Annotated in this window: 1 protein-coding gene and 6 pseudogenes; 3 read left to right on the top strand and 4 right to left on the bottom strand. The window is 59.3% G+C overall.

What is annotated here, in order from left to right:
- The 3 pseudogenes from H8A95_RS44610 to istA all read right to left on the bottom strand — a co-directional run.
- Positions 1 to 178: pseudogene (locus H8A95_RS44610) on the bottom strand (transposase); the annotation flags it as partial.
- A gap of 578 nt (positions 179 to 756) precedes the next feature.
- Positions 757 to 1,554: pseudogene (istB, locus tag H8A95_RS38825) on the bottom strand (IS21-like element helper ATPase IstB); the annotation flags it as partial.
- A pseudogene (gene istA, locus H8A95_RS38820) lies at positions 1,551 to 3,062 on the bottom strand (IS21 family transposase). The pseudogenes istB and istA, both read right to left, overlap by 4 nt.
- 1,275 nt (positions 3,063 to 4,337) lie before the next feature.
- Between istA and H8A95_RS38815 the strand changes: the two are divergent.
- A pseudogene (locus H8A95_RS38815) lies at positions 4,338 to 4,650 on the top strand (3-methyl-2-oxobutanoate hydroxymethyltransferase); the annotation flags it as partial.
- 1,062 nt (positions 4,651 to 5,712) lie between these two features.
- Positions 5,713 to 7,042, top strand: a pseudogene (locus H8A95_RS38810) (IS5 family transposase).
- Here H8A95_RS38810 and H8A95_RS44705 read toward each other — a convergent pair.
- Positions 7,039 to 7,491, bottom strand: a complete 453-nt coding sequence (locus H8A95_RS44705; RefSeq protein ID WP_229187856.1) for an Lrp/AsnC family transcriptional regulator — start codon at positions 7,489 to 7,491, stop codon at positions 7,039 to 7,041. The pseudogene H8A95_RS38810 and the gene H8A95_RS44705 overlap by 4 nt on opposite strands.
- Positions 7,492 to 7,498: 7 nt before the next feature.
- Between H8A95_RS44705 and mdeB the strand changes: the two are divergent.
- Positions 7,499 to 10,007: pseudogene (gene mdeB / locus H8A95_RS38800) on the top strand (alpha-ketoglutarate dehydrogenase); the annotation flags it as partial.

The following is a 10,007-nucleotide window of genomic DNA, read 5'->3' as shown; positions in this document are numbered from 1 at the left end:
AAAGATTGTAGTCCAGTTGCTCCATCAACTGGCGTTCCGAGCGGATGCCGTAGAATACCTGCAGCAGCAAGGCGCTCAACAATTGCTCCGGATGGATCGAAGGACGCCCCTCGCTGGCGTAGAGCTGCCCAAGGCTGCGGTTCAAATCATTCAAAACATCCCGGACAAGTTCCCGGAGCTACCGCAGCGCAGATGCGAGGCCACGCGCTTGCCACGGAGGAAGATTGGCACTTTGAACGATTTGGACGGCTGCGATCGTATGTCCGGCCTTTAGCGCGGATCATATTCCGCTGGCCCTGATGAAGTCCGACAACCAAGGGGTCACATCAAGGATGCGAGCTTTAAAGCTCTCACGACTGGTCGGGTTTTCCTGGTTTTCGGTGGCGACCGTTGTCTTTCATCATGCCTTTCTTGCACTTACCAAGCTTAAAACTCTTTGATTCGGATGCGGCTGGCCGAATATCGAGGGCGACGAACAGAGATGTAGTGCTGCCTTTTGTAGTCATGGCTCTTCGGGCCCCACACAGAATGATGGCGTGCTTCGGCGGGAGACGTTGAGGCCCACAACATCACGCGGTCGAGAACTTGAACGCCTCCATCCGGTCGGCTTGAGCCCGAATATAGCGCGACAATCTGGATGGGAAGCGCGCGACAATCAGGATGGCGAGTCGGTGTCGCGGCTTGGTGATGATTGCCGCGATGATTGTCGCGCGCAAGAGTTTTGTTGAACTCTGATTGTCGCGGAGCGTCAATCAGCAACGGTTTTGGTGTCGCGTGCGACGGTGGCCGTCCTGGGCCGCGTTTTCGCTCGAGCGCGGTGCGCCTGCGATAGCTCTCGACGTTCATCTCGACGATGGTGGCGTGGTGAACGAGGCGATCGATGGCGGCGAGGGTCATAGCGGGGTCCGGGAAGACCCTGTTCCATTCGCCGAACGGCTGATTGGCCGTGATCAGCATCGAGCGCCGCTCGTAGCGTGCGCTGATGAGCTCGAACAGCACGCTGGTCTCGGCCTGGTCCTTGGTGACGTAAGCGAGATCGTCAAGGATCATGAGATCGAAGCGATCGAGACGATTGATGGCCGCCTCGAGGTTGAGCTCGCGCCGCGCCACCTGGAGCTTCTGCACGAGATCGGTGGTGCGGGTGAAGAGGACGCGCCATCCATTCTCGATGAGGGCCAAGCCGATCGCTGCCGCCAAGTGGCTCTTGCCGCCGCCGGGCGGGCCGAACAGGAGCAGATTGGCGCCCTTGCTGAGCCAGCCATCGCCGGCCGCGAGCGCGGTCACCTGCGCCTTGGAGATCATCGGCACGGCCTCGAAGTCGAAGTTGTCCAAGGTCTTTCCGGCGGGCAGCCGCGCCTCGACGAGATGGCGCTCAACGCGACGGCGGCCGCGTTCGGCGATCTCGTGCTCGGCAATGGTGGCGAGGAAGCGGGCCGCCGGCCAATCTTCCGACTTCTCGGCAAATTGCGGCCATAGCGCCTTGATGGCGGGTAGCCGCAGCTCGTTGAGCACCAGATTGAGACGTGCAGTGTCGACGGTGTTGGCCGTGTTCATGCGGCGTCTCCGATCTGGCTGGCGCCGATGAGACACTCATAGCTGGCGAGCGGGGCAAGCTGCACCATGACCTGCGGCACGCAGGCAGGATCGGGCGCGAAGTGGGCGCGCAGCTGTCCGAGGTCGGGCAGTTGGCCGGCGGCCAGGTCGGCGGCGAGCTGACCGGCGAGTTCGGCTTCGCAGCCGCGCTCGTGCGCCAGCGCAAGCAGATCGACCATGAGCCGGCAGGCTTTCCTGTCCGACAGCCGTTCGCGCAAGCGATCGAAGGTTCGGCGATAGGCATCGCGCGGGAACGGTCGATCACGGTAGACGAGATTGAGCAGCGCCATCGGCTTGCGCCGTAAGGAATGGATCACATGCCGATAATCGACGACCTGGTCGTGCTTGCCGTTGGGATGTGGCCGCCCACGCGGCAGAGTGACGAGATGGGGGCCGCCGACGAACACGTCGAGACGATCGTCGTAAAGGCGTACCCGCAGCTGGTGGCCGATCAGGCGTGACGGCACGGTGTAGAACACCTTGCGCAAGGTGAAGCCGCCGCTTGACGTCACGCGGACAAGCACCTCCTCGTAGTCCGAGGTGCGGCGATCTGGCAACGCCTGCAGGGTGGCGCGCTCGTGGTCGATCCGCTTGGCGTTGCGGGCATTGCGGCGGCTGACGATTTCGTCGATGAAGCCGCGGTAGGCGGCGAGATCATCGAAGTCGGCAGTGCCGCGCAACAGCAGCGCATCGGCGATCGTCCGCTTGAGATGGCCATGCGAGCTCTCGATCGCCCCGTTCTCGTGGCGATGCCGCGATTGTGGCGGGAGGGCCGCATGCCGTAATGGGCGCAGAGGTCCTCGTACCGCCGGGTCAGATCGTCCCTCGCATTGCGGTCGAGATTGCAGAAGGCGGCCGACAGGCTGTCGGTCCGATGCTCCCGCGGTGCCCCACCGAGCGACCACAGGGCATTCTGCAGCCCTTCGGCCAATGCGACGAAGCTCTCGCCACCGAGCACAACATGGGCGTGCTCGAACCCGCAATAGGCCAACCGGAAGTGATAGGGTGATGATCGAGCGGCATGCCAGCGATGCTCACCCCAGCTCACCCATGTCGGTGAAGTCGGAGAGGCCGACTTGGCCGGGCTCGTGGGTCTGGCGGAAGATGACTTCCTGCTCCTCGCCGTGGATTGTCCGCCAGGCGCGGATCCGGCGCTCCAGCGTGCGGCGGATTCCAGCCCCGAGCTCAGGGTGGCGGCGTAACATCTCCTCGAAGATCGCGACAGCCCGCACGCCGGGGGCCGCCTTCAACATCGGCACGACCTCGGTCTCAAAAACACTGGCCAACGGGTCCGGTCGGCGCCGATCGCGGGCTCCCTTCTTCTGCGATGGGAGCCTTCGATCCTTCTCGAAGCGATACTCGGTCGAGGTACTGAACGACGCCTTGGCGGCGGCCACTGACGGGCTATCGGTCTGACGGTACTTCATGTAGAGCCTCATCTGGTGATCGGTAATGTGCCGGCCTGGCAAGCAAGTGATTCCTCTTGGCGGAAGAACCACTTGCACAACCAGGCCGGCCGCGATCACCAGTCGGCGCGGTCCCCTGTGGATCGCGCCGACGCCGGGCTCGTAACTCCGGTCGGGCTACGCCCTCCCTGCGTCACGAGCCCGGCGAAGCTCTCTCATCCTGATTGACGCTCCGCTCCATCCTGATTGCCGCGCGGCACCCGAAGGCCCGCCAGATGCGTTGTACGGTCGATAGGTTAGGCCGCTGGTCTTCGCCTGCCCTTGCTGCCCAATCGATTGCCGCGACGAGGCCGATCCGGGCAGGTGAAATCCTTCGAAGAGGCGACTGAAATTGCAGGATTTATCTGTCTAAGCGTCTCTCATTGCATCAAACAAGAGCAAGTATCCGCTACAATCGACAAATTTCGGCGAGCGCTTCGATGGAGCGCAACACTTCGCCAAGGAGGCGCGCTAACAGCGCCAAGCTCTTTGCGCCTGCAGTCCGTACATATTGCGCGACGTGGCAACTCGAACCGGCACTCTACATGCGGGCGCGGAAGCTCCGCGACAGAAATGCAAAAGGGGGCAATCTACTGGCGCCGATAGGAGGCAACCATGCAGAACGACTTCCATGTGTCCGACCATCGTTCATTAAAATGCTGCGCGATGTGCGGCGGAAAGTTCGGACTCATACGCTACTACTGCTGGCGAACGGCCCTCTGTTCGAAGAAATGCGTTGATCGCTGCAAGGTGCGACGGGAGGCAGACCACAGATGGCTGCGCTGGTTGAAAAATGCGTAGTTTGCGCCTCCCGCGGCAGGCTCACGCGGGAATGTGACGATTTCAAACGATCCCACGGAAGTCTCAAATGCCAGAAACATCCGCAACAATCATCGACTTCAATGCCTACAGGATGAAGAGGCGTGCTGCGGCTCACCCGTCGCGTAACGAGGTTGCCTATGGTACGATCGTATCTTTTCGAAAGCCATGCCCTTTCTATTGGCCTTTTCTGGCCTGGATGCCGGTTGTTTGGTTGGATCTAGCATCGAAACGGGAGTCTTCGTGAATGTCCGCTAGGCTGGGCGCTGGTGCGGGAAAGCCATGGCGTCGTCGCATATCGTTATCGCACCAGACTGGAGCAGATGCGCGCATTGCCAACGAAATCGTAGGAGCAGGCTTGCGATTAGGGTTCCCGGGTACTGTCCTCGTCTCTCGACTGTCTTAGGAAGCCCTGACTGCAGGACGAGGGATTGAGATGAACCACACTTGAGAGCAGCGTGTTGAACGTGTCAGATTCCGATGCTGCAGCGATGGAAGATGGAGGGGCAGCGCGTCGCAATGACGACGGCGTACGATGCCGTTACAGCATGCATAGCGAATCCCGCCGTCGACATCATTCTGGTTGGCGATAGCGTTAGGATCGTTTGTCTCGGATTCGACAACACGCTATTGGTCAGCATGACCATGATAAATCATCACTTGGAGGCGGTGTGCGTACAAAGCCCCATGCCTCGCTGGTCGCCGATATGCCCTTTCTCAACTTTCATCTCGATACCGAGACGACAATACGCAATGCGGATGCCTGGTGCAGCGTGGTGCTGATGCCGTGAAACACCAGTCGTCGGATGAGTCCTATCGGCTTCCCGAAGGACGAGGGTGACACGATTGGGTGCCTTCCAGTTGAACCCGCTGGGGAACTCGATATGGAAACGATGCCGACGATCGCTGAGTTGCGTCACGCTCTCGTCTGCGCAATGGCGTCGTGCGGTTCGTCGTTAGCTAGCCGTTACACCGGCTCTGCAAGTGCAATGTCCCGCTGTCCCGCAAATCCGCGTCAGCAGATCCAGACTTTCTTCTGGTCGAGTTGGAGAAGATTGGCACTGATGGTCAATTTGCCGGAGTCTAGAAGAATTCCGAGCTTCGACCCGAAGTCGTGGTATTCGATTCCGCGCGCCAGCGAAGTGCCTGCACATTAGGCCATTTCAGTTGGTGCACCTCTTCGTTCCTGTGCTAGAATGACCGCGGTTGGGGAGCCGGAATTTCCGCTTGAAAGCCTAACTCCAATTTGAAGAGTTGCAAGATATTGTCAGGCTGCGAAGAAAGCAGACGTTAGCGTGTCGCGATTTGACCATCGCTGAACCCAGATCTCGCCAGAAGTTCACCTTTTCGGACTTTCAGGCCACGAGCCGGACGCAGGTCCGACGATCCCTGCCGGGTGCCTGCACTTTAGGCGACAAAACAAAAAGTAAGCTCTGGTGCGGGGCGGCCGTGAGGGGGGCAGTCTCGTGTCAGCCGTCGCAGAGAGCCGGAATATCCAGACGCATCCCTGACCACACTATCGTGAGGCCCGAGTGGCCAATTTGCCGCGCTTGAAGTCGACGAGTGTGTGTATCGGGAGCTCGGTCTTATATTTGACCTGCTTCAGCGCAAAGCTGGATTGAATGTTTGCGACGCCAGTGGTCTTGGCGAGCTTCTCGACGATGAACTGCTGCAACGAAACAGTCGTCCGTGAAGAATGCAGATCGGCCTGAGACATAGGCAGAAGTTGTCTCGATAAAGTATTCGAATTTGCAGGAAAGCCGGGTGTTGGGACTGCGCTTTGTTGCGTTTTGGGATTTTGCTTTCGAACGATTCGTGATTCCCTGACGGTGGGTCATCGGCATTGGGGACGGCGATGAGCAAACCGCGGGATGATCGCCAGAAAGACCTGTTACTTCCGGCGCTCGATCAAATCATCGACATGGACCACCCGCTGGTGCGGTTGGCGGCGTTGATCGACTGGAAATTTCTGGATGACCGCTTTGGTTCGGTGTGCCAAACCGGTCCGGGGCAGCCTGGCCTGCCGACGCGGCTGGTCGCCGGTCTGTTCATCCTGAAGCACATGCACATCTCTCGGATGAGGTGCTGTGCGCCCGCTGGATCGAGAACCCCTATTACCAATACTTCTGCGGCGAGCTGAGCTTCTGCCACCGGCTGCCGTTCGATCGATCGTCGATGACGCGCTGGCGCCAGCGGCTCGGCGAGGAGGAGCTCGTCGCGCTGATCCAGGAAAGTCTGTCGGTGGCGCAGACTGGCGCCATTGGTCCCAAGGACCTGGAGCGGGTGGTGGTCGATACCACCGTGCAGCCCAAGGCGGTCGCCCATCCGACCGATGCGCGGCTGATGCATCGGGCCATCACCAAGCTGGTCGGGCTCGCCAAGCGTAACCGCGTGCCGCTGCGCCAGAGTTAGCTGCGCCTGGCCAAGCGCGCCGCCATCATGACCGGCCGCTATACCCACGCGCACCAGTTCAAACGCGCCCGGCGCCAACTCAAGTTCCTGCGGACCCGGCTGGGGCGGATCATCCGCGACATCCGCCGCAAGATTGATGGCGATGCGGTGCTGGAGGCCCGCTTCGGCCCGCTGCTCGATCTAGCGCAGCGCGTGCGCACTCAGGATCGGCATCAGCGCGGTCCAAAGGTCTATGCGTTACATGCCCCGGAGGTCGAGTGCATCGGCAAGGGGAAAGCCCGCGCGCCTTACGAGTTCGGCTGCAAGGTCAGTATCGCCACCCCTGTGACGTCCCCGAAGGGCGGACAGTTCGTGCTCCATGCCAAGGCACTGCACGGCAATCCCTTCGACGGCCACACGCTCGGCCCCGTGGTCGCCGACATGGAGAAACTCACCGGCGTGGAGGCTCGCCGTATCCATGTCGACAAAGGGTACCGCGACCACACCTACCCGCACCGGTTCAGGGTCTGGATCTCGGTCAGGTTCGACGCGTCACGGCTTCCATCCGGCGCGAGATGAAACGTCGTGCGGCTGTCGAGCCGGTCATCGGCCACGTCAAGTCCGAGCACCGCATGGACCGAAATTATCTCAAACGCCGCGTCGGCGACCGCATCAACGCCGTCCTTGCCGCGGCCGGCTACAACTTCGGCCTGCTCCTGCGATGGCTCGCAGAACTCTTGCGTGCCATCATCCGGGCCTTCGCCGAAACTGTCCCGGCTCAAAAGATCGCTTAAATCAGCGCTCGTTCGCGTTCTTCACGGCGGACGAAACAACGTCTCAAATTGGCCATTGCTTTCTCAAAAACCTGAAGTTTCGCCTCTGTTTGCCTCTCAAGCGTCACGTGAATGAAAACGCTAACGGCCGATCCGAAGCGGACCGGATTTAGCAAGGCAACGCGGCGCAATATGAATCCGCCCGCCTCCAATTGCTTGACTCGTGCGAGGCAGGGAGACGGTGAGAGACCGATCCGCGCCGCGAGATCTACATTCGACAGACTGGCATCATGCTGCAAATGCATGAGGATTTTGAGGTCGATAGCATCGAGCTTCGGAAGCGGCATGATGTGCTGCAATATGGTCAACCGGAAGCAGAGATAGCTGTTTTGAAGCAATTCCGCAACATCTTCAGTATGACGTGCTCTTGGTGATGATGATAGTAGAGATCTTCGTTTGAAGACTGGCATGGATTCAATGATCACGCGCGTCGAGAATATTCGTCAAAACCGAGCTTCTGCAAGGGACGACGACCCGATAGAAACGGCTGATTGGTTGGCATCATTAGGGACACTATCTAGTAGCACCGGAGCAGACCGGGCGCTTTTCGTCCTCTCTGCGCTTGACGAGCGCGCAAAGGAGCTCGGAATAATCCCAGAGGCGCTGCCCTTCTCGCCGTATCGCAACTCTATTCCGCTGGAGTTACAGCCTCCGTTTCCGGGCGATGTTGAGCTCGAAACTCGCATCACGGCAATCGTGCGCTGGAATGCGTTGGCAATGGTTGTGCGAGCGAACAAAGCCTACGGAGAGCTCGGTGGACACATCGCGAGTTACGCGTCGGCTGCTGAAATATTCGAGGTCGGCTTCAATCACTTCTTTCGTGCCTCCAGTGCCGGCTCGGAGGGGGATATAATCTATTTTCAGCCGCACTCGTCGCCAGGCGTCTATGCGCGGGCTTTTCTTGAAGGTCGTCTAACGGAGGAACAGCTCAAGCATTACCGCCAGGAGCTGAGCGGTAATGGATTGTGTTCCTACCCCCACCCGTGGCTCATGCCAGATTTTTGGCAAGTGCCAACTGGATCGATGGGCATCGGGCCGATCAGCGCTGTCTATCAGGCCCGTTTCATGAGGTATCTACAAAACCGGGGACTCGCTGTCACAGAGGGGCGCCATGTATGGGGGGTGTTTGGCGACGGTGAAATGGACGAGCCAGAATCGATCGCGGGGCTTTCGATTGCTGCTCGTGAACGCCTGGACAATCTGACATTTGCAACTTACAGCGGCTCGATGGTCCAGTTCGCGGCAATGGTCAGGTAATCCAGGAACTGGAGATGCTCTTCCCGGGCGCAGGCTGGAACGTGATCAAAGTTCTATGGGGATCAGATTGGGATCACATCTTTGCCCGAGATACTGAGCATGCGCTGCTGTGTCGGTTTGCAGCGACGGTCGATGGGAAGTATCAGACTTTAGGCGCAAAGGACGGCGCCTATAACTTGGCGCACTTCTTCGATGAAGATCCGCAGATGCGCGCGTTGGTCTCTCACATGTCAAATCATGACATCGACGCTCTTCGGCGTGGTGGTCACGACTTTCGAAAGCTGTTCGCCGCATTCGCAGCGGCCAAGGCCACAAAAGGACGGCCAACGGTCATTCTCGCAAAGACGAAGAAGGGCTTCGGTATGGGAGGCGCCGGCGAGTCTCGCATGACTTCCCATCAAGCGAAGAAACTGGATGTCGACGCGCTATATGCCTTCGGCGATCGGTTCGGCCTTCCCTTGACGAATGAGCAGCTGGAACGCCTTCAGTTCTACCGTCCGGAGGAGGACAGTGCTGAGATAAAATATCTGCGAGCGCGGCGCGAAGCGCTCGGTGGATTTCTTCCGTCCAGGAAACGAACCTCCCTATCTGTTCGCGTGCCCGCGCTGCAGAGCTACGCCGAATTTGCCCTAAGGAGCGAGGGCAAGGAAATGTCGAGCACGATGGCAATCGTAAGGCTCTTCTCCAACCTCCTGAAGGATAAGGAACTTGGTTCGCGCGTTGTGCCCATTGTGGCTGACGAAGCTCGAACATTCGGAATGGCGAACCTCTTCAGGCAGGTTGGTATCTATTCTCCTGTAGGACAGCTGTATGAGCCGGAAGATGTTGGTTCGATGCTGTACGACAAGGAAGCGGTCGACGGTCAGCTACTGAAAGAGGGAATCACATAAGCGGGCGCTATCTCGTCCTGGACTGCGGCGGCCACATCCTACAGCCTCCACGGCCTCGCGCTGCTGCCATTCTATATCTACTACTCGATGTTTGGATTCCAACGTGTCGGAGACCTCATTTGGGCAGCAGCGGATCAGCGAGCCAGGGGTTTTCTGATCGGTGCCACAGCGGGACGTACCACTCTCGGGGGCGAAGGTCTTCAGCAGTCAGGACGGATCCAGCCACGTCATGGCAGCGGCCGTGCCCAACTGTAGAGCGTATGATCCTGCATTCTCGTACGAGGTTGCGGCGATTGTCGACCACGGGATGCGAGCTATGCTCGAGGAAGGCAGGGAGAGTTCTACTACTTGACGGTTATGAACGAGAATTACTCGCGGCCTTCAATGCCGCAAGACGTTCAGGCGCATATCGTCAAAGGCCTCTACTGCTTTACACGTAGCCCCACCAACGAAAAGATTCCGAGCGTACGACTGGTAGGCTCAGGTGCGATTCTGCCCGAGGTGATCGAAGCGGGGAAGATGCTGGAAAGCCATTGGGGTGTTCCGTACGATGTCTGGTCCGCCACAAGTTTTTCCGAACTCGCGCGCGACGCTCGCGAGGTCGAAAGGCGGAATCGCCTCAATCCATTGGCCGAGCCAGCAATAAGCCACGTGGCCGCATGTCTGTCGGGAGGGGCGCCTGTGGTGGCCGCATCCGATTACGTGCGGGCGTATCCTCAGCTCATTGCGACCTATATCGAAGCGCCCTTCACAGTCCTGGGCACCGACGGGTTTGGTCG

Origin of the sequence: Bradyrhizobium oropedii (assembly GCF_020889685.1) — a bacterium.
Lineage (GTDB): Bacteria > Pseudomonadota > Alphaproteobacteria > Rhizobiales > Xanthobacteraceae > Bradyrhizobium > Bradyrhizobium oropedii.
This window is presented reverse-complemented; position numbering and strand designations above follow the sequence as displayed.